We start from the raw sequence: 26572 nt of genomic DNA, 5'->3' as shown, positions 1-26572 counted from the left end.
TGACGAGAAACCTTCCTGCGGGCTGCGGCAACCACCCGCGCTGGTTGCGGCGGATCAGGCGTCGGCCGGCTGACGGCCGGCGCCATCCAGGCGGTCGATCACGCCTTGCATCGCGCTGTCGAAGGCATCTTCATGGCGATGCCGGCGCAGCCGGCCCAGGCGGACCATGACTGCCAACTCCTCCGGCGAGGCCACGCAGAAGCGCACGCCGCGGCGGTTGACGAACAGCAACCGCGAGGAGATCGGGCTCACCCACGACAGCTTGCCGGCCTGGACCTTGTTGTCCTTGTCGACGAAATCCAGCCACGTGCCGATCGGCAGCGCGCGGAAGTGATCGGCATCGGCGCTGTCGAAATCCAGCGCATCGGTGCCGCCGACCAGTTCCAGGTTCGGCGCCTGCGCGGCGGCGGCCTGCGCAGCGGGTTCGGCCACCGGCGGCAGGTCGGGCAGCGCGCGTTCCAGGTCCGGACGCGACACCGACACCGCCTGCAGCGTGTCGTGCAGCGCATCGATGGCCGAGCCGGCCGCTTCGCCGCCCATGCCGACGCTGCTGAAGACCTTGATCAAACCGTGGCGCCATTCCTGCAGCCACGGCTTGCCGACGATCTGCATCTGCGCCTCGGCCAGCTCCTGCAGCACGCCGTCGGCCAGGGCCAGTGCGCTGGCCGCCATCGAGCTGTCCTCGCCATCGCGCAGCAGCGCCATGGTCAGGTGATGCGCCCAGGGCTGGCGCAGGAAATCCTCGATCGTCTGCGGCACGCGCCGGCCTTCCAGGCGCTTGGCCAGCTCGGCGCTGGCGCGCGCACGGGCGGCTTCCAGGCGTTCCTGGCCGCGCTGCAGCTCGGTGGCGCGGCGTTCGGCGATCTCGATGCGGCGCTTGTGCTGGCCCAGGAAGTCGCGGAACTCCTCTTCCAGGGTGAGGAAGATCGCCAGGTTCTCGTTGAACTCGGCCACCAGCCGGTCGACGACTTCCTCGACCTTGGCCATCAGCACGCGCTCGGCCGCGCTTTCGCCGGTATTGCCCTCGCAGGCCTCGGCCAGCACGTTGAGCAGGCGACGCGCCGGGTGGGTCTTCTGCACGAACATGCGCCGGTCCAGCAGCGCGACCTTGACGAAGGGCACCACCAGCTTGCCCATCAGCTCGCGCGACTGCACTTCCAGGTCGCGCTCGTCCAGCATCACGTCGAACAGCATGCCGACCAGGTCGATCGCATCCTCGTCCACCGGCGACAGGCGCGTGCTGCCCGGCTCCATGCCCAGCTGGCCGGCGTTGTTGAGCACTTCGCTCTTCAGGCGCTGGGCCAGGGATTCGTTGGTGCCGCCAGCGGCCGCGCGTTGCAGCGTGGCGCTGGGCGTGGTCTGCAGCGAGGACAGGACCGACAGCATTTCGCGCTTGGACAGCGAGCGGGTGTCGCCTTCCAGGCCCCCACCGGCGTGGCCGCGGCCGGTGCCGTAATCGGCCGACGGCTCGCCGCGATGCCCGCGCGACTCCTGCAGCAGGTGATGCAGCGCCTCCAGCAGGACGCCCTGCGCGCCGACGCCCATCGAAGGATCGGCGGCGCCCGCGTAATTGGTGCCCGCATAGCCACCCGCCGCTTCTGCCCCGCTCTGCCACGGCTCGCTGCCGCGCAGGCGTTCGGTGAAGCGCGCCATCCAGGCCGGCAGTGCGTCGTCGTTGCCGGCGGGCATGCCCAGGTCGGCGACGTTGCGGCTTTCGACCGTGTCCAGGCCAGGAATCTGCGCCGGCGGTGTGACTGGGCGCGGCGGCGCAGGCTTGCGCGCGGCCGGCAGCTCACCGACCACGCCGGCCTGGACCAGCATCTGGTCGAGCACCTCGTAGATGCGCGCCAGGTGCGGGACCAGCTCGCGCTCGCCCAGCTTGATGACGGTCAGGCGCACGTCCAGCGTGAAATCGCAGCCGGAAAACGCCTCGTGCATGGCCACGCCGACATGCTCGGGGCCGATCGGGTTGTGGTCCGAATCCAGGTCGCCGACCGCGGCGATGATCCCCAGGCGGCGATCCAGGCGGGTCAGCACCTGGCGGCAGTCGCGACCGACCACGCTGGCCAGGTTGCGCGCGGCCAGGCGCGATTCGAGTTCGGTTTCCGACACCAGGCTCAGGCCGGTGACGTTGGGATCGGTCAGGGCGGTGTCGATCGACAGCGGCACGCCGTCTTCCAGCGCCTGCCAGGCCTTTTCCAGGTGCTGGCGGAAGCGCGAGATCGCCGGCTCGCGCTGGCGGCGCAACTCGCGCATGCCATCCAGGAACGCCATCTGCGCCGGACCGGCGCGCTCGGCGCGGTCGAACAGCGCATCGTCGAACTTGCCCAGCGCATCCCCGAACGCGGTCACCAGCGCGGGCAGCACGGTCACCCGCGCCTGTTCGAGCAGGCGTGCGTTCCGGCCTTGGCGGCTCTGGAGATCGGCGAATGGGGACATACGGGCGAGGGCGTCCGTGGGTGCTGAAACGTGGGGGAATGCGGCCCCTGGGTCCGCGAAGCGTGATCGTAGTGAATCGCCCGGCCTATGAACCGTGACGAAATTGGCAATCCCCTGCGACGCTAAAGCAAAAAGGTGTCGGCTCAGTGTTCCAGCTGGTCGATTGCGCCCTGCATGGCGCTGTAGAAGGCGTCTTCGTGGCGGTGGGTGCGGACCCGGTCCAGGTGCGCCAGCGCCGATAACTCATCCGGCGAGGCCACGCACAGGCGCCCGCCGCGCCGGTTCACGAACATCAGCCTGGCTGAAATCGGGCTGACCCAGCTCAGTTTGCCCGGGCGCACGCTGCCGTCGCGCGACACGAAATCCAGCCAGGTGCCCATCGGCATCTGGCGGAAGTAGTCGGCGGTGACCTCGTCGACCTCTTCGGGCGGAAGCGGCTCTTCCCAAGCGCTCGGCGCCGGCGCTTCGGGCTGGGCGGTGGGCAGCGGGCGCGGCAGCGGCGGCAGCTCGGCCTGCACGGCGTGGTCCTGCGGCGCCTGCACCGACAGCGCCTCGCGCAGCGCCTGGCGAGCAGCTTCGGCATCGCCGGCGCTCAGCCCCAGGTTGTCCAGCAACTTGGTCAGCGACGGCTGCAGCTGCTCCAGCCACGGTCGGGCCTGGCCGTTGACGCGGGCCAGGTCGAGTTCTTCCAGCAGCGCGTCGGCCAGGGCCAGCGCGTCGGCCAGGTCGGCCGCGCCGCTTTCGCCACGCAGCACGGTCATGCCCACGTACGGCGCCCAGTAGCGGTCGAGGAAATCCTGGATCGCCGGCGGCAGCGTGCGCCCCTGCGCGCGGGCCGCGACGGCGCTGTTGGCAAAACGCCGCGCTTCGTCACGACGCTCCTGCGCGCGATGCATCTCGGTGGCGCGACGTTCGGCGATTTCCACCCGGCGGCGATAGCTGGCGAAGGCGGTGCCGAAGGACTGCAGCAACACCGCGAACACCTCGGTGTGTTCGGCGAAATCAGCCGTGATGCGGTCCAGCGTGCGGTCGAACTCCACCCGCAGCTGCTTCTCAGCCACGTCGCCACCGGTCAGGTCCTCGGCTGCGTCGGCCAGCAGGTTGAGCAGGCGGCGCGGCGGATCGTTTTCGCGCAAAAATAGCTCGGGATTGAGCAGCGCGACCTTCGCATACGGCACCAGCAGGCGCAGCATCCCGGCGCGCTCGGCGCCGTGCAGGTGGCACTCGTCCATCATCACGTCGAACAGCATCGCCACCAGGTCGACGGTGTCTTCGTCTACAGGCGCCAGGCGCACCTGGGTGGCGTCGATGCCCAGCTTGCCGGCCGTGGCCAGCACGTCACGCTTGAGCAGTTGCGGCAGCGGACCGTCGCGCGGACCCGGCGCCTGCGCCTCGCCCGGCATGGACTGCATCAGCGACAGCACCGACAGCAGTTCGCGCTGGGACAGATGGCGACGGCGATCGACATCGCCGGCCTCTTCGTCGCGCGAACGCTGCAGCAAGGCGTGCAGTTCGCCCGGCAGGATTTCCTTGGCCACGCGCACGTGGTCGGCACCGGCCGCGACCGGGCCACTGGCCGACGGCGGCTGCCATTGCGCGAAGAAACGCGCGATCCAGTCCGGCGCTTCCTCGGGCGTGGCATCGTCATCGTTGAGATAACGGGCGCTTGGAATGCGCGTGCGGGCGCGCGGCTTGAGTAGCGCGCTCTCGGAGCTGCGCACCACCTGCACCAGCCGCCGCTCCAGGCCGGAATACAGCACGCCCAGGCGCTCCTGCAGTTCTTCCTCGCAGATGCGGATGATGGCCAGGCGCGCGGCCGGGGCAAGGGTCATTTCCTCGAACGCGTCGAACACGCCGGCGCCAATGTGATGCGGGCCGAACGGCAGCGTGTCGTCGCCCAGCCGGATGCCGCCGGCCAGCAGGCCGACGTAGCGATTCACGCGCATCAGTTCGGGGCGCCAGCGGTGGGCGATGGCATCGGCCATGCGCCGGATCGCCAGGCGCACTTCCATGTCCTGGTAGCTGAGCAGGCTCAGCTTCTTGGCGCCGTCTTCGTCCAGGTCGGTGTCGGCCAGCTTGTATTCGACCGACAGCGGCCGGCCCAGCTCCAACAATTGCCAGGCGTTGACCAGGTGGGAACGGAACCGCGACAGGCTGCGCTCGCGGCGGCGGCGGACCTCGTGCTTGGCCTCGATCAGGTCGATCTGCGAATCGCCGGCGCGGCCAGCGTATTCATCCAAGCGCGCGGGCAGCACATCGACGACGGCCTGGAAGATTTCGCCCACCGGCACGATCGCCAGCAACCGCACGTGCTCAAGCAGTGCGGTGTTGCGATCTCGCTTGGCTTCCTGGGTAAACGCACTTGCCATGCCGCGACACCAAGCCCCCTGAGTGCCCGAAAGATTCCGAAGCGTACGACGGCTGGTGTGTGATCCGCGTCCATGCCACCGGTCGATCTGCCTCTCACTCAAAAAGCGTGCCAAGCAGCTAAACTGAAGCGTATGCGTACCCCAGAACTGCTGCAAGCCCTCGACCAGCGTCGTTCAGTTCCGTCGAAACAGCTGCATGCGCCAGGCCCCGATTCGGCCACGCTGCTGCGGATCCTGGCCAGCGCCAGCCGCGTGCCCGATCACGGCAAGCTGGTGCCGTGGCGCTTCATCCGGATCGAAGGCGCGGCCCGCCAGGCGCTCGGCGACCTGCTCGCCGCGCGCACCATACAAAAAGATCCGGCCGCGCCAACCGCGGCGGTGGAGAAGGATCGCGGACGGTTTTCCAGCGCGCCGCTGATCATCACCGTGGTGGCCAGCCTCCAGCCCGGTCACAAAGTGCCACTGGAAGAGCAATGGCTGACCGCCGGCAGCGTGTGCTTCGCCCTGCTCCAGGCCGCGCAGGCCTACGGGTTTGGCGCGCAATGGCTGACCGGCTGGGCGGCGACCGATCCGGTGATCGCCACGGAACTGGGCCTGGGCCCGGACGAGCGCATCGCCGGCTTCATGCACATCGGCACCGCCGCGATGGAGGTCCCCGAGCGCGAGCGTCCCGACCCCGCCGCGCTGCTGACCGACTGGAACGGCCGTGACTGAACTGCCCACCCTCCAGGCGCCGCGGCCGCAGCCGCTGTACCTGGTGGATGCCAGCCTGTACGTGTTCCGCGCCTGGCACTCGATGCCGGACCAGTTCCAGGATGCCGAAGGCTGGCCGACCAACGCGGTGCATGGCTTCGCGCGCTTCCTGCTGGACCTGAGCGAACGCGAACGCCCGCAGCACATCGTGGTGGCGTTCGATGAAGCGCTGGATAGCTGCTTCCGCCACGCGCTCTACCCCGCCTACAAGGGCAACCGCGAGCCGGCCCCCGCCGAGCTGCGGCGCCAGTTCGCGCACTGCAAGGCGCTGTGCGCGGCGATGGGGCTGAACGTGCTGGCCCATACCGAATACGAAGCCGACGACCTGATCGGCAGCGCTTTGCACGCGGCGCGGCCGCTGGGCTTTCGCGGCGTGATCGTCTCGGCCGACAAGGACCTCTCGCAGCTGTTGTGGACCCACGACGAGCAGTGGGATTTCGCCCGCGGCCTGCGCTGGGGCATGGGCGGCGTCAAGGCGCGGCATGGCGTGGAAGCGCACCAGATCGCCGACTACCTGGCGCTGTGCGGCGATGCGATCGACAACATTCCCGGCGTCACCGGCATCGGCGCCAAGACCGCGGCGATCCTGCTGGCGCATTTCGGCAGCCTGGACGCGCTGCTGGCGCGCAGCGACGAAGTGGCCTTCCTGCGCATGCGCGGTGCCGCGCAAGCCGCCGCGCGCCTGCGCGAACAGCGCGAACACGCGCTGCTGTGGCGCCAGCTGACCACGATCGCCCTGGATGCCCCGCTGGAAGGCATCACGCCGGGATTCATCCGCGGGCCGGTCGATGGCGACATGCTCGACGCACTGGCCGATGCGGTGCGCTTCGGCCCGACCCTGCGCCGCCGCCTGCGTGCCGCGGCCGGGCTGGAGCAGCCGTGGACGCCACCGCCCAGCGACGACGCGCCGCATTTCCCTTCCTACGAACCGGCCTGATCCCATGAGCTCCAAGACCGAACCCGCTGAAGTCATGTACGACGGCAAGTACCTGCGCATGATCCGGCGCGGCACTTGGGAATACGCCGAGCGCGCGCACGCCGGCGGGCTGGCGGCGATCATCATCGCGGTCACGCCACAGGACAACATCGTCTTCGTCGAGCAGTTTCGCGTGCCGCTGCAGGCCAACACCATCGAGATGCCGGCCGGCCTGGTCGGCGACATCCATGCCGACGAATCCATCGAGCTGTCGGCGATCCGTGAGCTGGAAGAAGAAACCGGCTGGACTGCCGAACATGCCGAAGTGCTGCTGATCGGCCCGGTGTCGTCGGGTTCGACCAACGAGCGCATCGCCTTCGTCCGCGCCACCGGCCTGACCAAGGTCGGCGAAGGCGGCGGCGATGGCGACGAGAACATCACCGTGCACGAAGTGCCACGCACCCAGGCCGCGGCATGGCTGGTGCAGAAACTCGGCGAGGGCTACCAGCTCGACGCCAAGCTGTGGGCCGGGCTGTGGATGATCGAACACCACCTGGATGGTGCGCCGCGTGCTTGAGGCCACCACGCTGCTGGGACCGGACGATCCGTCCCCGTTCACCCTGATCGGCGACGGCGCGCCCTCGCCCTTCGTGCTGATCGCCGATCATGCTGGCCAGGTCGTACCGGCCGCGCTGGACCAGCTGGGCCTGCCGCAGGTCGAACTGGACCGCCACATCGGCTGGGACATCGGCATCGCTGGCACCACGCGCAAGCTGGCCGCGCTGCTGGAGGCCACGGCGGTGCTGCAGACCTATTCGCGCCTGGTGATCGACTGCAACCGGCCGCTGTCGGCGCCCGGCTCGATCCCGGCGATCAGCGACGGCACCGATATCGCCGCCAATGTCGCCGCCGGCGAAGCGCAGCGCACCCAGCGCGCCGAGGAAATCTTCGCGCCGTACCACGCGGCCATCCGCGACCAGCTCGATGCGCGCGCCGCGCGCGGCCAGCCGACGATCCTGATCGCGATGCACAGCTTCACGCCGGTGTTCGGCGGGATCATCCGGCCCTGGCACGCCGGCGTGCTCTACCTGCGCGACAACCGCTTGGCGATGGCGCTCAAGCCACTGCTGGAAGCCGATGGCCTGGTGGTGGGCGACAACCAGCCGTACGCGGTCAGCGACCAGACCGACTACGCGATTCCCGTGCATGGCGAAGCGCGCGGACTGGTGCATCTGGAGCTGGAAATCCGCCAGGACCTGATCGCCGACGACGCCGGCCAGGCCCAGTGGGCGCAGCGCCTTGCGAACATGTTGACGTCACTGGCGCCGGGCTTCACGCACGCGTAGGTTTCCGGGGTGCTATACCGGTACAACCTCCCCCGAGTTGTGCCGCCACCATGCTGATCCGCCTGGGTTACGAAATCGCGTTCCGCCTACCCCAGCCGACGCCGATGCTGGTGACGCTGAACATCCACGACTCGCGTCGCACCGACATCCTCATCGGCCAGGAACTGCGCGGCCTGCCACAGGTGCCGATGCGCCAGTACCACGACAGTTTCGGCAACACCTGCACGCGCCTGGTGGCGCCGCCCGGCCTGTTCACCCTGTACGCCGATGCGGTGGTACAGGACAGCGGCGTGCAGGATCTGACCATGCCGCAGCTGCGCGAAGTGCCGGTCGACGAGCTGCCTGACGAGGCGCTGCTCTATCTGCTGGGCAGCCGCTACTGCGAGACCGACCAGCTGGTCGGCATGGCCTGGGACCTGTTCGGCCACGCGCAGACCGGCTGGAACCGCGTGCAGGCGATCTGCGACTACGTACACGCGCAGATCGAATTCGGTTATCACCACGCCAACCCGACCAAGGGCGCCGCCCAAGCCCTGCGCGAAGGCCGCGGGGTCTGCCGCGACTTCGCGCATTCGGCCATTGCGCTGTGCCGCTGCATGAACATCCCCGCGCGCTATTGCACCGGCTACCTGGGCGACATCGGCATTCCGCCGGTGGATGCGCCGATGGATTTCTCGGCGTGGTTCGAGGCCTACCTGGACGGTCAGTGGTACACCTTCGATGCGCGCCACAACACGCCACGCATCGGCCGGGTGCTGATCGCGCGCGGCCGCGACGCCGCGGACGCGGCGATCAGCAACAGCTTCGGCGCCAACACGCTGGAGAAGTTCGTGGTGTGGACGGACGAGACCGATGACCCGACGCTGTCGCCACGGCTTCCAGTCAGCGCGACGCCACCGGCGTATGCGGTGACCTGAGCTTGATCGCCACCTGTCGCTTGCGCGCAGGTGGAAGGTCTTTCCAACGCCGGATCAGGCCGCGCGCCTCAGTGCGCCGGCTTGCCCAGCCGATACTGCCGCTCGACCTCGAACTGGCTGCCCGGGCGCGGGAACGGCCCTTGCGCATGTACATCGACCTTGAGCACGCCGCCTTCGCTGCGATAGTCGAAGCGTACGTGGATGTCGTTGCTGGTGACGATGTCCACGCGCAGCGCGCCGGCGCCGTCATGCAGCGAGGCCGTCACGCCTGGCGCGATTGTCACGCCTTCGCCGGACAGCGGCAGGATCACCACGTCCTGCGATTGCGTGCTGCCGAACACCACCGCCTCGCGGCTGCGATACAGCACCAGCGTGTCCTTCAGCGGCGCGGCGAAATCCATCTCCGGTCGCAGCATCGCATCGGCACCGGCCTGCGAACGCCCACCCTTCCCACCGCCAGGCGGGCCACCGTGACCACCGCCCGGAGGACCGCCTTCACCACCACCAGGCGCACCACCGCCGTCCATGCCACCACCCGGCGCACCGCCGCCACCGGGCGGGCCGCCTTCGCCACCGGGCGCGTTGCCGCCGCCCTTCATCTTCGGCATGCCCGCCTTGGCGGCTTTTTCAGCGGCCTTCTGCGCCTGCTTGTTGGCTTTGGCATCGGCCTGCCAGGCCTGCGGCGTGTCGGAGGCGATCTGCTGCGCGAACGACGCACGCGCCGCCAGCAAGGCCAAAGGCAGGAAGGCAACGGACAACCACGGACGAAAACCCGGCACGGCACGACCTCATCGAGAAGATCGGGCGATGCTAGGCAGCGTGTGCGCGGCGGATTTGCCGCACGCGCCATGCAGCACGACACAGGCGCGTGCCGTACAGCCGGCGGTGTGGAAGGCTGCGCGACGGCGCGGGCCGCCGCGCGGCGCGTTTAGGCGAAGGCGTCGGTCGCGCGGATCAGCGCGTCGATGTTTTCTTCCTCGAACGCCGAGTGGCCCGAGGTCGGGCTGATCTCCAGCGTCGCCTTCGGCCAAGCCTTGTGCAGGTCCCAGGCGTTGGCGATCGGGCAGACCACGTCGTAGCGGCCGTGCACGATCACGCCGGGGATGTCGGCGATCTTGTGCGCGTCGCGCAGCAGCTGGTCTTCCACCTCGAAGAAGCCGCCGTTGACGAAGTAATGGTTTTCGATGCGGGCAAAGGCCAGCGCGAACTCCGTATCTTCATGGCCGCTGACGAAATCATCGTCCACGCGCAGGAAGCTGGTCGCGCCCTCCCACACCGACCATGCGCGCGCCGCATCGAGCCGGGTCTGCGCGTCATCGCTGGTCAGGCGGCGATGGAAGGCCGAGATCAGGTCGGCGCGCTCCACTTCCGGGATGGCCTTGATGTAGTGCTCCCACGCATCGGGGAACAGGCGGCTGGCGCCTTCCTGGTAGAACCACTCCAGCTCCCAGCGGCGCAGCATGAAGATGCCGCGCAGGACCAGCTCGGTGACGTGCTTGGGATGAGTTTCGGCATAGGCCAGCGCCAGGGTCGACCCCCAGCTGCCACCAAACACCTGCCACGCCTCGATGCCCAGATGCGTGCGCAGTTTTTCGATATCGGCCACCAGGTCCCAGGTGGTGTTGTCGATCAGATCCGCGTGCGGGCGCGAGCGACCCGAGCCACGCTGGTCGAACAACACGATGCGGTACTTGGCCGGGTCGTGGAAGCAGCGCATCTTCGGGCTGCAACCGCCGCCAGGACCGCCATGCAGCAGCACCACCGGCTTGCCGTTCGGATTGCCACACTGCTCGTAATACAGCGCGTGGCGTTCGTCGACCTGCAGGCGGCCGGTGTCGAAGGGTTCGATGGCGGGATAGAGCTTGCGCATGAAGACAACGCTGACTGCGGGGGACGGGCCGGCAGTCTAACGCAGCCCTTCGTGCCGTCTCAGGCGCGACGTCCCAGGCTGACGCGATCGCGTGCTTCCAGGTCCTGCGCGGTCTGCACGTCGATAAAGCCGGCCTCGTGCAGCAGCGCACGCACGGCCTGGCCCTGGTCGAAACCGTGCTCCAGCAGCAGCCAGCCGCCGGGCAGCAGATAAGCGCCGGCGTGCGCGGCGAGGTGGCGGATGTCGTCCAGGCCGTCGGCACCGGAGGCCAGCGCGCTCGCAGGTTCGAAGCGCAGGTCGCCTTGGGCCAGGTGCTTGTCGCCGGCTTCGATATAGGGCGGATTGCTGGCGATCAGGTCGAAGCGTCGGCCCTGCAGCGGCGCGAACCAGTCACCGTGGGCGAAGTCCACGTTCACCAATGCGTGGGCCTTGGCATTGCCCTGCGCCACGTTCAACGCGTCGGCGCTGGCATCGGTGGCCAGCACCTGCGCCTGCGGCCGCTCGCTGGCGATGGCGAGTGCAATTGCGCCACTGCCGGTGCCGAGGTCGGCGACCTGCAGCGCGCGATCGGCTGGAAGGCGCTCCAGCGCCAGTTCGATCAGGCGCTCGGTATCGGCACGCGGGATCAGCGTGGCCGGCGTGACCGCTAAGTCCAGCGTCCAGAACCCCCGCGTACCGGTGATGTAGGCCACGGGCTCGCCGGCCAAACGACGTTCCAGCAGTGCCGCAAACGTGGCCTGCACAGCGGCTTCGGCAGGATCGGCGCCATGCGCGAACAACCAGGCGCGTTCGCGCCCCAGCGCGTGCAGCAGCAGGGCTTCGGCTTCGAAACGGGCTTCCGGCGCAGGCAAGCGTGCAGCGCCATCGCGCAGCAGCGCATCCAGACGCGGGGGTGACAACGTATCCATCCGTGCATGTTAGCCGCTGGCTTGCGCCCGCCCCTTCCCCAATCCGCCTGGAGTCATCGCCTCTTGAATCGTGCACGTGTGTTGTTCCGCCTGGCTGTGGCCAGCGTCGTGGCCCTGCTGCTGGGCGGCTGCCAGACCGTGGTCTTCGGCATCGCCAATCGCGGGGTTGCCCGGCCCGATGCCACCGCCGTCTACGATCAGCCGCATGCGCTGTCGCTGGATATCTTCCGGCCGCGCGATGCCAAGGCCGATGCGCCGGTGATCGTGTTCTTCTACGGCGGCAGCTGGCAGCGCGGCAATCGCGCGCAGTATCGCTTCGTCGGCCGGCGCCTGACCGAGACCGGCGCGGTGGTGATGGTCGCCGACTACCGGCTTGCACCCAAGACGCCTTTCCCCGGCTTCATGTACGACGGCGCGCGCGCCGTGGCCTGGGCGCGCCAGCATGCCGCCGACTACGGCGGCGACCCCAAGCGTCTGTTCATTGCCGGGCACTCGGCCGGCGCGCAGATCGCGGCGCTGCTGGGCACCGATGCGCGTTACCTGAAGACCGTGGGCCTGGAACCCAAGCAGCTGGCCGGCGTGATCGGTCTGTCCGGCCCGTACAACTTCACCATCGCCGGCGATCACGATCTCGAACGCGCTTTCGGCCCGTCTGCGCAGTGGCCCGATGCAATGGCCACGCGTTTCGTCGATGGCGATGAGCCGCCGTTCCTGCTGGCAGTGGGGACCAACGACAAGATCGTCTCGCCCGGGCAGACCTACGAACTGGACGCGCACCTGAAGGACGCCGGCGTGCCGGTGCAGACCTTGCGCCTGCCCGATGGCAGCCACTTCACCCCGTTGGTCGAGCTGTATTCGCCCAAGCGCGGACCGCAGTTGCTGGAGACGATCGGCGCGTTCGTGCGGCGTCCGTGATCTTCCTGCAACACCTGCGGCCCTAGGATGGGACGACGCGACGATCCATAGCCATTAGCTATCACCTCGATGCCGTTAATCGATTTGAGTAATCGAATCGACCTCCGTACGATGGCCCTCAGTCGCTTTCACCCATCCCCACCAACGAGGAATACCGATGCCCGTCATCAACACCGAAATCCTGCCGTTCAAGGCCACCGCCTACAAGAACGGCGAGTTCATCGAAGTCAGCGAAGCCGACCTGAAGGGCAAGTGGTCCGTGGTGGCCTTCTACCCGGCCGACTTCACCTTCGTGTGCCCGACCGAGCTGGAAGACCTGGCCGAGCATTACGCCGAGTTCCAGAAGCTGGGCGTCGAGGTCTACTCGGTGTCGACCGACACCCATTTCTCGCACAAGGCCTGGCACGACACCTCCGATGCGATCGGCAAGATCAAGTACGCCATGATCGGCGACCCGACCCACCAGATTTCGAAGAACTTCGAAGTCCTGCGTCCGGCCGGTCTGGCTGACCGTGGCACCTTCATCATCGACCCGCAGGGCGTGATCCAGGGTGTGGAAATCACCGCTGAAGGCATCGGCCGCGACGCGTCCGAGACCCTGCGCAAGGTGAAGGCTGCGCTGTACGTCGCCGCCCACCCGGGTGAAGTCTGCCCGGCCAAGTGGAAGGAAGGCGCCAAGACCCTCGCGCCGTCGCTGGACCTGGTCGGCAAGATCTAAGGTTTTGCCTGATCGCCTTCCCCGCCCTGCGCGGGGAAGGCACCGGCGGCAAACCGGAATCCGCTTCGCTCCCACGCCTGACGCGGCTTGCGGTTTGCCTCCCCCTGTTCGTGCTGCCCAACCGGGCAGGCCTGTCTGTTCCCGCAATTTAGGAGATGCCCCCATGTTGGATGACACCCTCAAGACCCAGCTCAAGGCGTACCTGGAGCGCGTCACCCGTCCGGTCGAGATCATCGCCTCGATCGACGATTCGGCCACCTCCAAGGAAATGCTGGAGCTACTGGGCGACATCGTGCTGCTGTCCGACCAGGTTTCGCTGGTCGAGCACCGCAACGCCGATGCGCATACCCCTTCCTTCGCGCTGAACTCGCCGGGCCAGGACATCCACCTGCGCTTCGCCGGCCTGCCGATGGGCCATGAGTTCACCTCGCTGGTGCTGGCGCTGCTGCAGGTGGGCGGTTATCCGTCCAAGGCCGCGCTGGACACGATCGAGCAGATCCAGGGCCTGGACGGCGACTACAAGTTCGAGACCTATTTTTCCCAGAGCTGCCAGAACTGCCCGGACGTGGTCCAGGCGTTGAACCTGATGGCGGTCCTGAACCCCCGTATCCAGCACGTGGCCATCGACGGCGCGGTGTTCCCCGAAGAAGTGGAACAGCGCCAGGTGATGTCGGTGCCGACGGTATACCTCAACGGCGAGACCTTCGGTCAGGGCCGCATGAACGTGGAAGAGATCGTCGGGCGTCTGGACGCTGGTGCGGCCAAGCGCGACGCCATGAAGATCTCGGCCAAGGCGCCGTTCGAGGTGCTCATCGTCGGCGGCGGTCCGGCCGGCTCGGCCGCGGCGATCTACGCCGCGCGCAAGGGCATCCGCACCGGCGTGGCCGCCGAGCGCTTCGGTGGCCAGGTGCTGGACACCATGGCGATCGAGAACTTCATTTCCGTGCAGGAGACCGAAGGTCCGAAGATGGCCGCCGCGCTGGAAGCCCACGTGCGCCAGTACGAGGTGGACATCATGAACCTGCAGCGCGCCGAGAAGCTGGTGCCGGCCGGGGCCGATGGCCTGATCTCGATCGAGCTGGCCAATGGCGCCGCGCTCAAGGGCAAGACGGTGATCCTGTCCACCGGTGCGCGCTGGCGGCAGATGAACGTGCCCGGCGAGAACGAATACAAGAACAAGGGCGTGGCCTACTGCCCGCATTGCGATGGCCCGCTGTTCAAGGGCAAGCGCGTGGCGGTGATCGGCGGCGGCAACTCCGGCGTGGAAGCGGCCATCGACCTGGCCGGCATCGTCAAGCACGTCACCCTGATCGAGTTCGACCACAAGCTGCGTGCCGATGAAGTCCTGCAGCGCAAGCTGCGCAGCCTGCCCAACGTCACCATCATCATGTCGGCGCTGAGCACCGAGGTGCATGGCGATGGCAGCAAGGTGACCGGGCTGTCCTACACCGACCGCACCAACGACGCGTCGCACAAGATCGAGCTGGAAGGCATCTTCGTGCAGATCGGCCTGCTGCCCAACACCGAGTGGCTCAAGGGCACGGTTGACCTGTCTCCGCGCGGCGAGATCATCGTCGACGACCGCGGCCAGACCAGCGTGCCGGGCGTGTTCGCCGCCGGCGATGCCACCACGGTGCCGTACAAGCAGATCGTGATCGCCATGGGCGAAGGCTCCAAGGCCGCGCTGAGCGCCTTCGACCACCTGATCCGCCACAGCGCCCCGGCCGAAACGCCGGTGACCGAGGCCGAGGCTGCCTGATCCACCGTTTCACCGACCTCCCCTACGATGTCGACGCACGCCCGCCGGTCCTCCCGGCGGGCGTTTTTTATGACCTGCAAGGCCCCGGCCGCGCGCCGTTTACCTGCCATCGATTGATCGGACGACGCAAAAAGCGTTGAATGCATCGACGGCTTCGATGGCCGCATAGCCCACAGGCGGATCTGCTCGCGTGAACCTGCGTGACCTCAAATACCTGGTCGCTTTGGCCGACCACATGCACTTCGGCCGTGCCGCGGCCGCCAGTTTCGTCAGCCAGCCCACTCTGTCGACCCAGATCAAGAAGCTGGAGGACGAGCTGGGCGTCTCGCTGGTTGAGCGCGCCCCGCGCAAGGTGATGCTCACGCCCGCCGGCCGCGACGCCGCCGAGCGCGCGCGCCGGATCGTGGCCGAAGTCGAACAGATGAAGGAAGCCGCCCGCCGCAGCCAGGACCCGGAAGCCGGCACGGTCAAGCTGGGCATCTTCCCCACGCTCGGGCCGTACCTGCTGCCGCACGTGGTGCCGGCCATCCGCGCGCGCTTCCCGCAGCTGGAACTGCTGCTGGTGGAGGAAAAGAGCGACGTGCTGGTCCAGCGCCTGCGCGAGGGCAAGCTCGACGCCGGCCTGCTCGCCCTGCCGGTCGACGAGGACCAGCTGCACGTGGAGTTCCTGTTCGAGGAGCCCTTCGTGCTGGCCGTGCCCGAGCATCACCCGCTGGCCGCGCGCCGCAGTCTGACCCTGGCCGAACTCAACGACCAGAAGCTGCTGCTGCTGGAAGACGGCCACTGCCTGCGCGAACAGGCGCTGGAAGTCTGCCGCCTGTCCGGCGCGAACGAAAAATCCGAATTCCGCGCCACCAGCCTGGAGACCCTGCGCCAGATGGTCGCCGCCGAAGTCGGCATGACCTTGCTGCCCACCCTGGCGGTCAAGCCGCCAGTGGCGCGCTCGGACAACATCCACCTGCTGGGCTTCAGCGATTCGCATCCCAGCCGCCGCATCGCGATGGTCTGGCGCAAGAGTTCGGCCATGAACGCCTTCCTGACCCAGCTGGCACAGGTGTTCCGCGAACTGCCCGCGGACCTGCTGGACCCGACCATCACCAGCGTGGCGCCGGCCGCGCGCAAGAAAACTTCCACGGCGTCGCAACGGCGCGCGTGAGAGCCTATCCCCCGAACCGACACGCACAACGACACGGATCCACACCATGACGTCCCCAAGCAAACTCGAACAACTGCGCGACCTCTCCGTGGTCGTGGCCGACACCGGCGATTTCGACGCGATCAAGCGGCTCAAGCCGGTCGACTGCACCACCAATCCCACCCTGGTGAAGAAGGCCCTGGACCTGCCGGTCTACGCCGAGCTGATCGACGAACAGATCTCCTGGGCCAAAAGCCAGGGCGAGGTGACCGAAACGCTGGTCCACGAAGTCGTCGACCGCCTCACCGTCGGCGTGGGCACCAAGCTCTCCGGCCTGATCAAGGGCCGTGTCTCGACCGAAGTCGACGCCGACCTGGCATTCGATACCGCCGCCACCGTGGCCAAGGCGAAGAAGTTCATCGCCATGTACGCCGAAGCCGGCGTGCCCAAGGACCGCATCCTGATCAAGGTCGCCTCCACCTGGGAAGGCGTGGAAGCCTGCCGCCAGCTTCAGGCCGAGGGCATCGACTGCAACTGCACCCTGATCTTCAACCCGACCCAGGCCATCGCCTGCGCCGAGGCTGGCGCATTCCTGATCTCGCCGTTCGTGGGCCGCATCCTGGACTGGTACAAGGCGCACGACCAGGCGCCGGCCACCATCGACGACGACCAGGGCGTGAAGTTCGTGCGCGGCGTCTACGGCACCTTCAAGCGCCGCGGCATCAAGACCGTGGTGATGGGCGCCTCGTTCCGCTCCACCGAGCAGATCGAAGCCCTGGCCGGCTGCGACCGACTGACCATCTCGCCGGACCTGCTGGACAAGCTCGACGCCGACCACGGCGACCTGCCGCGCAAGCTCTCGCCGGTGGCCGCGGAAAGCACCCAGCACACGCCGGTGGACGCAGCCAAGTTCAAGACAGACGTCGAAGCCGACCCGATGGCCAAGGAAAAACTGGCCGATGGCATCAAGGCTTTCGCCGATGACCTGAAGGCCGTGCGCAAGACGATCGCCGATCGCCTGGCCTGAAATCCTGACCGACAAAAAAGCCGCCGCGGGTCTGCACCTGCGGCGGCTTTTTTATTGGGCCGACGGCACGCCTTGCGAGCGTCAGCGCCTCAGGCAAACAGCTCCAGCAAGCGGTCCAGCCCACCTTCGTCGATGGACACATCGGCCACCTCGCGCACCTTCGGCTTGGCGTGATACGCCACTGACAGACCGGCGACCTGCATCATCGGGATGTCGTTCGACCCATCGCCGACCGCAATCGTCTGCGCCGGATCGATGCCCATCAGCGAGGCTACATCCAGCAGCGTCGCGCGTTTGACCGCGCCATCGCAGATATCGCCCCAGGCCTGCGGCAGCACCCGGCCGGTGAGCGTGCCATCGGCGGCTTCCAGCAGGTTGGCGCGCACGAAATCCAGCCCCAGCCGGTCGCGCAGGCGCTCGGCGAAAAACGTGAATCCGCCCGACACCAGCAGCACTTTCAGGCCCGCCGCCTTGCAGGCCGACACCAGTGTCTCGGCACCCGGCGTCAACCGCAGGCGCTCGTCGTACACCGCCTGCAGCGCCTGCTCCGGCACGCCCTTGAGCAACGCGACGCGCTGGATCAGGCTTTCACGGAAATCGGTGATTTCCCCGCGCATCGTCGCCTCGGTGATCGCGGCGACCTCTTCCTTCAGTCCGACCGCCGCAGCGATCTCATCGATGCACTCGATGGTGATCAGGGTGGAGTCCATGTCGAAGGCGATCAGGCGGTAGTCGCGCAACGCGCGCACCTGCACGCCTTCGCGCACGGACAGACCGGAAGAGACCGAAGGAGAATGGTTCATCGGCAGACCTTCGCACATGCTGATCGTGGAGATGAAAAAAGCGCCTTTCAGCGCTTTTCCAATGCATCCAGCAGATGGTGGGCCGTGATGGATTCGAACCATCGACCAAAAGATTAAAAGTCTTCTGCTCTACCGACTGAGCTAACGGCCCGGAACTGCTGGCCCGGCATTGCGCCGGGCCGGAGATTTTACCGCATCAGGTCGCCCCTGCGCGACCCGACGCCACGATCAGGCGTAATGGGTCGGATCGGCCACGCCGGCGTCGACAAAGCCTGCGGTCCGTAAACGGCATGCATCGCAATGGCCGCAGGCGTTGCCGGCCGCATCGGCGTTGTAGCAGGACACGGTGCTGGAAAAATCCACGCCCAGCGCCACACCCTCGCGCACGATGTCGGCCTTGCTCATGAACTGCAGCGGCGCGTGCACCTTGATGCCCGCCCCTTCCACGCCCGCCTTGGTGGCCAGGTTGGCCAGCGCCTGGAACGCGGCGATAAACTCGGGGCGGCAATCGGGATAGCCCGAGTAATCCACCGCGTTGACGCCACAGAAGATATCCGCCGCGCCCAGCACTTCGGCCCAGCCCAGCGCCACCGACAGCATGATGGTGTTGCGCGCCGGCACGTAGGTAACCGGGATGGCGTCGCCGCCCGGCTGCTGATCGGTATCGACGGGGACGTCGATGTCATCGGTCAGGGCCGAGCCGCCGATGCTGCGCAGGTCGACGTTGACGACCTTGTGCGCGGCCGCGCCCAGCTCCTTGGCCACGCGCGCGGCGGCATCGAGTTCAGAGGTATGGCGCTGGCCGTACTGCACGCTGAGCGCATAGGCGTTGAAGCCCTGCGCGCGGGCCATGGCCAGGACCACGGCGGAATCCATCCCGCCGGAAACGAGAACAACTGCATTTTTCATGGGGGTTTCTTCTTGCCGGCGAGACAGGCCGGGGAATGCATAGCCTAGCGCCAGCAGGCGCCGGCGGTCATGTCATCGGCCGGGTTCGTCGTTCCACAGCAGCTTGTGCAGCTGCATCTGGAAGCGCACCGGCAGGCGGTCTTCGACAATCCAGTCGGCCAGTTCGCGCGGGCTCACCTGGTCCTTGGACGGCGAGAACAGCACGCTGCAGCGCGCCGACAGCGCGTGCTCGCGCACCACCTCGCGCGCCCACTCGTAGTCACTGCGGCTGCACAGGACGAACTTGATCTGGTCGCGTGCGGTGAGCAGCGGCAGGTTCTCCCAGCGGTTGCGGTGCTCCTCGGCCGAGCCCGGCGTCTTGATGTCGACCACGCGCGATACGCGCGGATCGACCTGCGAGACATCGATCGCGCCGGAGGTCTCCAGCGACACGTCATAGCCGGCATCGCACAGACGCTTGAGCAGGCCGATGCAGCGCTTCTGCGACAGCGGCTCGCCACCAGTGACGCACACGTGCCGCACGCCCTGGCGCGCGACCTCGGCCAGGATGTCGTCGATCTCCCACCAGGTTCCGCCGTGGAAGGCGTAGGCCGTGTCGCAATAGCTGCAGCGCAGCGGGCAGCCGGTGAGGCGCACGAACACCGTCGGCCAGCCGGCCGCGTCAGCCTCGCCCTGCAGCGACAGGAAGATCTCGGTGATCTTCAGGCGGTCCTGCGGCGATTGTTCAATCTGGCTGGGAAGGGCGACGGCGGCGGCGTTCATCACGGACTCTCTGACACGGCATTCTAAAAACGGATGCGCCACCGCAGACCTCGCAGTGGCGTTCAAAACACTTCGTACAACCCACTTCCACGGCCCAACCGGGCCGCGCGCATCAGCGCATCTGGCCGACCTGGATCGAGTGCAGGCGGTCTTCGGCGGTGCGGGCGACATCGCTGTTGGGGTACTGCTGGATCACCGACTGCAGCGTGGTCTGCGCATCGTTGACCTTGCCCAGGCCGTACTGCGCCAGGCCCAGCTTCAGCAGCGCGCCGGAGGCCTTGTCGTGGGTCGGGTAACGCGAGAGCAGCGCGCGGAACTGGTCGGCGGCCATCTGGTAGTTCTGGGTGACGTAATAGCTCTCGCCCAGCCAATACAGCGCGTTGGGTGCGTACACGCCACTGGGATACAGCTGCAGGAAGCTGGTGAACAGGTTGGCAGCGTCGGCGTATTCGCCTTTCTTCAGCGCATCGAACGCCACGCCATAGGCGGTGCGCTCGTCACCGGCCTGGGCCATCGCACCAGGATCGCCGTGCACGGACGGCGCGGCTTCCACTCCGGCGCCGGCGGCGGGATTGGGCTGCGATGCCGCCGCGCTTCCGCCCTGCGGCGGCAAAGCCACAGGCGGCGTGGCGCCGGCGGCGGCAGGCGCTGCGCCACCACCGCCCGAGCCTTCGAGGCGGCCGATGCGGCCATCGAGGTCCAGGTATTGGTCGCGGGCACGCTGCTTGAGCTGCTCGTTTTCATTCTGCAGCTGCTCGACGGTGCCGCGCAGGCTGGTCAGCTCGCTACGCAGCTGGTTGACCTGGTTGAGCAGGTCGGTGTTGCCCTGGGTGTTGGTCGACTGCGCTTCGAGCGCGGCGACGCGGTCGGCCAGGCTCGCCCGCTGGGCGAAGGCACTGGGTGCCAGGCTCAGCGACAGCAGCAGGACCGGCAGGACGATGCGGAATTTGGTCGGACGCATGGGACTCACGTGATGTTGTTGCGGAATGCACACGGGAACGGACATTGAATCATGGCGTACCAATAAAAAGGGCCGGTGCCGTGCGGGGCAGACAGGTTGTGTCCTGTTGCCCCGCCCCGGTCACCGGCCCTGGTCGAGCCACCGCGGACGGTGGCTCAGGTCAGACGTCGATTACTTCGCGGTGTACACGATTTCGACGCGACGGTTCTTGGCCCAGCAGTCTTCGTTCGACTCGGTGCAGGTCGGACGCTCTTCGCCGTAGCTCACGACCGACAGCTGCGCGCCCGAACCACCGGCGGCCTGCAGGGCGGAGGAGACAGCGTTGCCGCGGCGCTCGCCCAGACCCAGGTTGTACTCACGCGAGCCGCGCTCGTCGGTGTTGCCTTCCAGGTTGATGCGCGAGGACGGACGGTCGCGCAGGTACTTGGCGTGGCAGGACATGATGGCCTGGAATTCCGGCTTCAGCGAATCCTGGTCCAGATCGAAGTAGACCACGCGCTGGCGCAGGCAAGCGTCGGTATCCAGATCGCTCGGGCCGTACAGGCCAGAGTTCTCGGTCGGCTGGGTCATCGCCGGCGGCGGCTCGACGGCCGGCGGCGGGACTTCCTTCGTGTTCTTCTTACAACCGGCCAGAACGGCCACGGACATCAGGGACAGAGCAACGACGCGAAAAGTGGTGTTCATTTGGGTTCCTTAAAGACACGCAATCCGGGGTGGTGGATACAAACGTGCGCTAGTTTAACGCAACATTAAGCCAATTGAATGGCGTCGTTGCATTATTTTTGCGCTGCAGCGGCGCTGCGGTACGGCGACCATGCCGGCTCGCGCACATCGCCCTGGGCCAGGACGAGGCGCTGACGCACGCGGCCATCGGCCGACACGGCGTACAGCACGCCACGGCCACCTTCGCGGGCCGCGTACAGGATCATCGAGGCGTTCGGCGCGAAGCTGGGCGACTCATCCAGCGAACCCGGCGACAGGGTCTGCCAGCGCGGCGAACCGGTGCTCGAATCCATCATCGCAATGCGATAGGTGCTGCCGCTGCCTTGGGCCACGGCGATCTTCTTGCCGTCGTAGGACACGCTCGGGGTGGCGTTGTAGTTGCCTTCGAAGGTCACGCGGGTCGCGCCGCCGCCGCTGGACGGGGCCTTGTAGACCTGCGGACGGCCGCCGCGATCGGACACGAAGTAGATCGAGCCGCCGTCGGCGCTCCAGGTCGGCTCGGTGTCGATGCCGTACTGATTTGTGATCTGGGTCAGGGCCTTGCTGCCCAGATCCATCACGTAGATCTCGGGATTGCCGCTGCGCGAGAGCGTCAGCGCCAGGCGACGGCCATCGGGCGAGAACGCCGGTGCACCGTTGATGCCACGGAAGCTGGCGACCAATTCGCGCGCACCAGTGGTGATGTCCTGGATGTAGATCGACGAGTTGCCGCGCTCGAAGCTGACGTAGGCCAGCTTGCGGCCATCCGGGCTCCACGACGGCGACAGCAGCGGCTCGGCCGAGCGCACGATCGTCTGCGGGTTGAAGCCGTCCGAGTCGGCGACCATCAGCGCATAGCGGGCGTTGGCGCCCAGGCCGGTCTGGGTCACGTAGGCGATGCGGGTCCAGAAGGCGCCGCGGATGCCAGTGATCTTCTCGTAGATGGCATCGGCCATCTGGTGGGCGACATCGCGCATGGCGTTGGCGCGGCCGGTCATGGCCAGGCCAAGCAGACGCTCCTGCTTGGCGACGTCGAACAGCTCGTACTCGACGCGGAAGGCGCCGTTGCCGCCGTCCATCACGCGACCGACGACGATGTAATCCTGCTTCAGCGCGCGCCAGGTCGGGTATTGGATCTCCGAGCCGCGGGTCGGCTTCTCGACGATGCTGGCTTCGGGCAGCGTGCGGAAGGCGCCGGAGCGCTCCAGGTCGGCGCGCACCACCTGCGAGACATCGGTAGTCGGCGCGGCGCCCGAGCCCTGGTAAGGCATCGGCACGATGGTGATCGGCAGTGCCGACGGATTGCCGCCGACGATGTTGATTTCCAGGCCCTGGCTCTGGGCGAAGGCCGCCGCAGGCAGGAACAGGAAGACCAGTAAGGCGAAATACCGCGTCAGTTTCTTCATGAATGCTGGGCTTTGGAAAAAATGGCCGGCTAGGGATACCAGCCAACGCGTGAACAATTTCGCAATTATGAACGCCAAGGCGGCGTGAACTCAGCGATCCTGCGCCTCGAAGGTGAAAATCAGGCGTCGGTTGAACACCGGCTCGAAGCCGCGATACGGCAGTGGCTGCGCGCGCAGCACGGCTGCTTCCAGCGAGCGCTGGCCTGCGGCGTCCATCGCGCAACCGCCCGTGACGTCGGCCGAGATGACCTCACCGCCCGGAAGCTGGGTGACTTCGACCTTGCAGCGCGTGCCGACCGGCACCGAGTCAGGACGGGTCCACTGGTTCATCACCGCGCTCTGGATCGCCGCGACGTACTTGGCCTGCAAGCCCTGGTCGGTGCCGTTCTGGCCGGCCTGCGGGGCAGTCTGCGCGGCCTGGGCCTGGCTTGACTGCGCCGCCTGCTGCTGCGATGCCTGCTTGGCGCGGGCATCGGCCAGCTGGCGCAGCTTCTGCTCGGCCAGCTTGGCCTGCTGGTCGTTCTGGGCGCGGGCGGCACGCAGGGCGGCGAGCTTCTTCTGCTTGTCGTCCTCCAGCTGCTGGGCGGCCAGGCGCTGCTTGCGCTCGGCTTCTTCCTGGCGCTTGCGCTCGGTCAGGTCGATCTGCTCCTGCTTGCGCTTGGCTTCCTGTTCCTTCTCGGCCTTCTCCTGGGCGATGGCCAGGCGACTGGCCTCTTCCTGGTTGACCTGGTCCGGATCGGGCACGCGCTCCTGCGCCTGCTGCTGCGGCGGCACGGGCGAATCCTGCGGCTTGGGCTCGGGGATCGGCTGCGGCGGCGGCGTGGTGTCCTGTTCGGCCACCGGCTCGGGCATCGGCGTGGGCGGGACCGGCTTGGGCTCGACCTTGGACGCCTCGCGGATCGCTTGCTGCGCGGCCTGCATGTCCGAAGCGGACATCTGCAGCGAGGCCTCGATCGCCGGCGAACCGGCCGCGGCTTCGGCCTGGTCCTCGTTCCAATGGAAATAGGACGAGGCGATGATCAGCAGCAGCAACAGGACATGCACGCCCACGGCCAGGCCCACGGCCAGGCCGGGCCGGTCGCGTGGATCACGCCGGTCGAAATGGGACGCCTCAGCGTGCATTGCCGCCCGTACCGCCCGGCTTGCTCATCAGGCCCACCTTGGTGACGCCGGACTTGGAGATGATGCCGGTGGCATCGATGACCTTCTGGTAGTTGGCGTCGCCGGGCGCAGCCAGGAACACCGGGATGTCCTTGTTCTCGCTGACGAAGGCGCTCAGGCGCGCCTGCAGTTCTTCCGGCGACAGCTCCTGGATTTCCGCATCCTTGAGCTTGAGGAAGAAGCGCCCGTCCCCGTCGACGGTGACGATCACCGGATCGGCCTTGCTGTCGACCGAACGCGCGGTCGACTTGGGGATGTCCACGTTGACCGCCAGGGTCAGCATGGGCGCGGTCACCATGAAGATGATCAGCAGCACGAGCATCACGTCGATGTACGGCACGACGTTGATCTCGGACTTGAGCTTGCGCCGCTTGCGATGGCGCGAAATGGCCGATTGCATGGGCGACTCCTCAGCCTTCGCCGGTCTGGCGCTGCAGGATGGAGCTGAATTCGTCGGCGAAGGTCTCGTAACGCACCGAGATGCGCTCGACACGGGTGGTGAAGCGGTTGTAGGCCCACACCGCCGGGATCGCCACGAACAGGCCGATCGCGGTGGCGAACAGTGCTTCGGAAATACCCGGGGCGACGGCCGCGATGCCGGCCTGCTCGCCGCTGTTGAGCATGTCGTGCATGGTCACCATGATGCCGAACACCGTGCCGACCAGGCCCACGTACGGCGCGGTCGAACCGATGTTGGCCAGCAGTTCCAGGTTGCGCTCCAGCGCATCGATCTCGCGCGCATAGGCGGTGCGCATGGCGCGCTGGGCGCCTTCCAGCTGCAGGCGGCCGTCGGCGACGCGCTTGTCGCGCAGGCGGGCGAATTCGCGGAAGCCGGCTTCGAAGATGGCTTCCAGGCCGGTCACCACGCGACCGCGATCGGTGGCCGAAGAATACAGCTTGTTGAGGTCCGCACCGGACCAGAAGCGGCTTTCGAAATCATCCGCATCACGGTTGGCGCGCTTGAACACGCCCGCCTTGCGGAAAATGATTACCCAGCTCACCAGCGAGCCGGTCAGCAGCAGCAGCACGATCACCTTGACCGGCAGGCTGGCTTTTAGCAGCAGCTCGAAGTAGTTGATGCTGCTGTGGGCGACCTGTGCGGTGGCCTGGGCAGCCGCATTCGCGGTCTCCGCCGGCAGCGCCTCAGTCACGGTGTCCTGCAGCGCCAGGAGCAATCCAATCATCCGTTGTTTCCTCGGGTTCTACGCTTAAAGGGTTGTGGGAACTTCCAACAACTTGAATTCTTCGTACAGCGCCTCGTCCAGCCCCACCGGGCGGAAGGCGGTGGCCGAGACCGCCGCCACCTTGACCTCGGCCGTCAGCAGCCGCTGGTCGTCGCGCCAGATCGACTGGGCGAACACGATGCTCGCCCGCTTCACCTGCTTGACCGCCACGCTGACCTTCAGCAGGTCATCCAGGCGCGCGGGCTTGAGGAAGTCCAGCTGCATGGCCCGCACGACGAAGACCAGGTCGTGCTCCAGGCGCAGCTGCTCCTGCATCTGGCCGCGGGCGCGCATCCATTCACTGCGCGCGCGTTCCAGAAAGGCCACGTACTGCGCGTGATAGACCACGCCACCGGCGTCGGTATCTTCCCAATAAACGCGTGTCGGCCAACTGAATGCGTCGGTAACAGGCGAGGTTGACGAGGGCGACTCGGACAAAACGGCGGGCTCCAGGCAGGTGCGGGATTCGAACGCGGCAACGGGACCGGCGGGGTCAGAACAGCGACTCGGTCAGCCCGGCCGGACCCGGATCGGGCTCCTTGCCGGGCAGGCCCAGGTGGCGATAGGCCTTGGCCGTGGCCATGCGCCCACGCGCGGTGCGCACCAGGAAGCCCTGCTGGATCAGGTAGGGCTCGATCACGTCTTCCAGCGTGCCGCGCTCCTCGCTCAGCGCCGCGGCCAGCGATTCGACGCCGACCGGGCCGCCGTCGAAGCTATCGACGATGGTGTGCAGCAGGCGGCGATCGATCTCGTCGAAGCCTTCCGGGTCGACCTTCAGCATTTCCATCGCGGCATTGGCCACGGCGCGGTCGATGTGGCCGGCGGCCTTGACCTGGGCGTAGTCGCGCACGCGGCGCAGCAGGCGGTTGGCGATACGCGGGGTGCCGCGCGAGCGTCGCGCGATCTCGGCCGCGCCGTCGGGTTCGCAGGTGATGGCCATGATCTGGGCCGAGCGGCGCACGATCCGGGTCAGCTCCTCGGCGCTGTAGAACTGCAGCCGCTGGACGATGCCGAAGCGATCGCGCAGCGGCGCGGTCAGCAGGCCGGCGCGCGTGGTCGCCCCGATCAGGGTGAAGGGCGGCAGGTCGATCTTGATCGAACGCGCGGCCGGGCCCTCGCCGATCATGATGTCCAGCTGGAAGTCTTCCATCGCCGGATACAGCACTTCTTCCACGACGGGCGAGAGGCGATGGATCTCGTCGATGAACAACACATCGTGCGGCTGCAGGTTGGTCAGCAGCGCGGCCAGGTCGCCGGCTTTCTCGATCACCGGGCCGGAGGTCACGCGCAGGGCAACGCCCAGCTCGTTGGCGATCACGTGGCTCAGCGTGGTCTTGCCCAGGCCGGGCGGCCCAAAGATCAGCACATGGTCCAGCGCTTCGCTGCGGCCCTTGGCCGCCTGGATGTAGATGTCCAGCTGCTCGCGGACCGGCTGCTGGCCGAGGTAATCGGCCAGGCGCTTGGGCCGGATCGATGCCTCCAGGGCGTCGTCCTCGCGGGTGGCGTCGGCGGCGATGATGCGGTCACTCATGCCGTCATGGTCTCACGCGCCGCGGGTGCGGCGCAGGCCGTA

At 67.4% G+C, this 26572-nt stretch carries 26 protein-coding genes and 1 tRNA gene; 10 read left to right on the top strand and 17 right to left on the bottom strand.

The features are described 5' to 3' along the window. Window positions 1-54: 54 nt before the first annotated feature. Window positions 55-2439: a DUF1631 domain-containing protein gene (locus BMZ17_RS02090; protein ID WP_093134839.1), complete on the bottom strand. Its 2385-nt coding sequence runs from the start codon at window positions 2437-2439 to the stop codon at window positions 55-57. Window positions 2440-2582: 143 nt separating this feature from the next. Continuing rightward, window positions 2583-4808, bottom strand: a complete 2226-nt coding sequence (locus BMZ17_RS02085; protein ID WP_093134836.1) for a DUF1631 family protein — start codon at window positions 4806-4808, stop codon at window positions 2583-2585. A 132-nt stretch (window positions 4809-4940) separates the two neighbouring features. Between BMZ17_RS02085 and BMZ17_RS02080 the strand changes: the two genes are divergently transcribed. The 5 genes from BMZ17_RS02080 to BMZ17_RS02060 all read left to right on the top strand — a co-directional run bounded on the left by BMZ17_RS02080 (window position 4941) and on the right by BMZ17_RS02060 (window position 8740). Beyond that, window positions 4941-5522: a nitroreductase family protein gene (locus BMZ17_RS02080; RefSeq protein ID WP_093134833.1), complete on the top strand. Its 582-nt coding sequence runs from the start codon at window positions 4941-4943 to the stop codon at window positions 5520-5522. Between the two features lie 82 nt (window positions 5523-5604). Then, on the top strand, window positions 5605-6498 hold the full coding sequence (locus tag BMZ17_RS02075; RefSeq protein ID WP_254775222.1) for a 5'-3' exonuclease: 894 nt from the start codon (window positions 5605-5607) through the stop codon (window positions 6496-6498). Window positions 6499-6502: 4 nt separating this feature from the next. Beyond that, the gene (locus BMZ17_RS02070; protein WP_093134826.1) at window positions 6503-7054 is read left to right on the top strand and encodes an NUDIX hydrolase; all 552 of its coding nucleotides are present in this window, start codon (window positions 6503-6505) and stop codon (window positions 7052-7054) included. Next, window positions 7035-7823, top strand: coding sequence for an N-formylglutamate amidohydrolase (locus BMZ17_RS02065; RefSeq protein WP_093134823.1), 789 nt, complete (start codon window positions 7035-7037; stop codon window positions 7821-7823). Before BMZ17_RS02070 ends, BMZ17_RS02065 begins: the two co-directional genes overlap by 20 nt. A gap of 50 nt (window positions 7824-7873) precedes the next feature. After that, window positions 7874-8740, top strand: a complete 867-nt coding sequence (locus tag BMZ17_RS02060) for a transglutaminase-like domain-containing protein (RefSeq protein WP_093134820.1) — start codon at window positions 7874-7876, stop codon at window positions 8738-8740. 68 nt (window positions 8741-8808) lie between these two features. Here BMZ17_RS02060 and BMZ17_RS21105 read toward each other — a convergent pair whose 3' ends face one another. The 3 genes from BMZ17_RS21105 to prmC form a co-directional block, all read right to left on the bottom strand. Then, window positions 8809-9498 (bottom strand): hypothetical protein, encoded by a 690-nt coding sequence (locus BMZ17_RS21105; RefSeq protein WP_175485450.1) that lies wholly within the window; start codon window positions 9496-9498, stop codon window positions 8809-8811. Between the two features lie 170 nt (window positions 9499-9668). Continuing rightward, window positions 9669-10610 (bottom strand): prolyl aminopeptidase, encoded by a 942-nt coding sequence (pip, locus tag BMZ17_RS02050; protein ID WP_093134815.1) that lies wholly within the window; start codon window positions 10608-10610, stop codon window positions 9669-9671. Between the two features lie 59 nt (window positions 10611-10669). Next, entirely contained in the window at window positions 10670-11518 is an 849-nt protein-coding gene (gene prmC, locus BMZ17_RS02045) for a peptide chain release factor N(5)-glutamine methyltransferase (protein WP_175485449.1), read from the bottom strand. Window positions 11519-11581: 63 nt separating this feature from the next. Between prmC and BMZ17_RS02040 the strand changes: the two genes are divergently transcribed. The 5 genes from BMZ17_RS02040 to tal all read left to right on the top strand — a co-directional run bounded on the left by BMZ17_RS02040 (window position 11582) and on the right by tal (window position 17072). After that, a complete protein-coding gene (locus tag BMZ17_RS02040; RefSeq protein WP_175485448.1) occupies window positions 11582-12433 on the top strand; it encodes an alpha/beta hydrolase in 852 nt (283 codons plus the stop codon). A gap of 157 nt (window positions 12434-12590) precedes the next feature. After that, window positions 12591-13151 (top strand): alkyl hydroperoxide reductase subunit C, encoded by a 561-nt coding sequence (gene ahpC, locus BMZ17_RS02035; protein WP_093134808.1) that lies wholly within the window; start codon window positions 12591-12593, stop codon window positions 13149-13151. Window positions 13152-13314: 163 nt separating this feature from the next. Then, window positions 13315-14910 carry an alkyl hydroperoxide reductase subunit F gene (gene ahpF / locus BMZ17_RS02030; protein WP_093134804.1) on the top strand — a complete coding sequence of 532 codons (1596 nt, stop codon included), beginning with the start codon at window positions 13315-13317 and terminating at the stop codon, window positions 14908-14910. A 190-nt stretch (window positions 14911-15100) separates the two neighbouring features. After that, window positions 15101-16066: a DNA-binding transcriptional regulator OxyR gene (oxyR, locus tag BMZ17_RS02025; RefSeq protein ID WP_093134799.1), complete on the top strand. Its 966-nt coding sequence runs from the start codon at window positions 15101-15103 to the stop codon at window positions 16064-16066. A gap of 46 nt (window positions 16067-16112) precedes the next feature. Further along, window positions 16113-17072: a transaldolase gene (gene tal, locus BMZ17_RS02020; protein WP_093134795.1), complete on the top strand. Its 960-nt coding sequence runs from the start codon at window positions 16113-16115 to the stop codon at window positions 17070-17072. 89 nt (window positions 17073-17161) lie between these two features. Here tal and serB read toward each other — a convergent pair whose 3' ends face one another. The 12 genes from serB to ruvB form a co-directional block, all read right to left on the bottom strand. Then, on the bottom strand, window positions 17162-17875 hold the full coding sequence (gene serB / locus BMZ17_RS02015; RefSeq protein WP_093137990.1) for a phosphoserine phosphatase SerB: 714 nt from the start codon (window positions 17873-17875) through the stop codon (window positions 17162-17164). Between the two features lie 75 nt (window positions 17876-17950). Next, a tRNA-Lys gene (locus BMZ17_RS02010) sits at window positions 17951-18026 on the bottom strand. Window positions 18027-18103: 77 nt separating this feature from the next. Beyond that, window positions 18104-18784, bottom strand: coding sequence for a 7-cyano-7-deazaguanine synthase QueC (queC, locus tag BMZ17_RS02005; RefSeq protein ID WP_093134791.1), 681 nt, complete (start codon window positions 18782-18784; stop codon window positions 18104-18106). A gap of 72 nt (window positions 18785-18856) precedes the next feature. Then, window positions 18857-19546: a 7-carboxy-7-deazaguanine synthase QueE gene (gene queE / locus BMZ17_RS02000; RefSeq protein ID WP_093134786.1), complete on the bottom strand. Its 690-nt coding sequence runs from the start codon at window positions 19544-19546 to the stop codon at window positions 18857-18859. Window positions 19547-19658: 112 nt separating this feature from the next. Then, entirely contained in the window at window positions 19659-20507 is an 849-nt protein-coding gene (ybgF, locus tag BMZ17_RS01995) for a tol-pal system protein YbgF (RefSeq protein ID WP_093134782.1), read from the bottom strand. 171 nt (window positions 20508-20678) lie between these two features. Further along, complete coding sequence (gene pal / locus BMZ17_RS01990; protein WP_093134778.1) at window positions 20679-21191, bottom strand: peptidoglycan-associated lipoprotein Pal; 513 nt, start codon at window positions 21189-21191, stop codon at window positions 20679-20681. Between the two features lie 92 nt (window positions 21192-21283). Continuing rightward, window positions 21284-22615, bottom strand: a complete 1332-nt coding sequence (gene tolB, locus BMZ17_RS01985) for a Tol-Pal system beta propeller repeat protein TolB (protein WP_093134774.1) — start codon at window positions 22613-22615, stop codon at window positions 21284-21286. 90 nt (window positions 22616-22705) lie between these two features. After that, complete coding sequence (gene tolA / locus BMZ17_RS01980; RefSeq protein WP_093134770.1) at window positions 22706-23737, bottom strand: cell envelope integrity protein TolA; 1032 nt, start codon at window positions 23735-23737, stop codon at window positions 22706-22708. Continuing rightward, the gene (tolR, locus tag BMZ17_RS01975; RefSeq protein WP_093134765.1) at window positions 23727-24176 is read right to left on the bottom strand and encodes a protein TolR; all 450 of its coding nucleotides are present in this window, start codon (window positions 24174-24176) and stop codon (window positions 23727-23729) included. The genes tolA and tolR overlap by 11 nt, the downstream gene beginning before the upstream one ends. A 10-nt stretch (window positions 24177-24186) precedes the next feature. After that, window positions 24187-24960, bottom strand: coding sequence for a protein TolQ (gene tolQ / locus BMZ17_RS01970; protein ID WP_093134762.1), 774 nt, complete (start codon window positions 24958-24960; stop codon window positions 24187-24189). 24 nt (window positions 24961-24984) lie between these two features. Next, window positions 24985-25437 carry a tol-pal system-associated acyl-CoA thioesterase gene (ybgC, locus tag BMZ17_RS01965; RefSeq protein ID WP_093134759.1) on the bottom strand — a complete coding sequence of 151 codons (453 nt, stop codon included), beginning with the start codon at window positions 25435-25437 and terminating at the stop codon, window positions 24985-24987. Window positions 25438-25492: 55 nt separating this feature from the next. Then, a complete protein-coding gene (gene ruvB / locus BMZ17_RS01960; RefSeq protein WP_093134755.1) occupies window positions 25493-26530 on the bottom strand; it encodes a Holliday junction branch migration DNA helicase RuvB in 1038 nt (345 codons plus the stop codon). Window positions 26531-26572: the final 42 nt, after the last annotated feature.

This window comes from Pseudoxanthomonas sp. GM95 (assembly GCF_900109775.1).
GTDB lineage: Bacteria > Pseudomonadota > Gammaproteobacteria > Xanthomonadales > Xanthomonadaceae > Pseudoxanthomonas_A.
The sequence above is the reverse complement of the archived record's forward strand: the minus strand, read 5'-3'. Positions and strand labels throughout refer to the sequence as shown.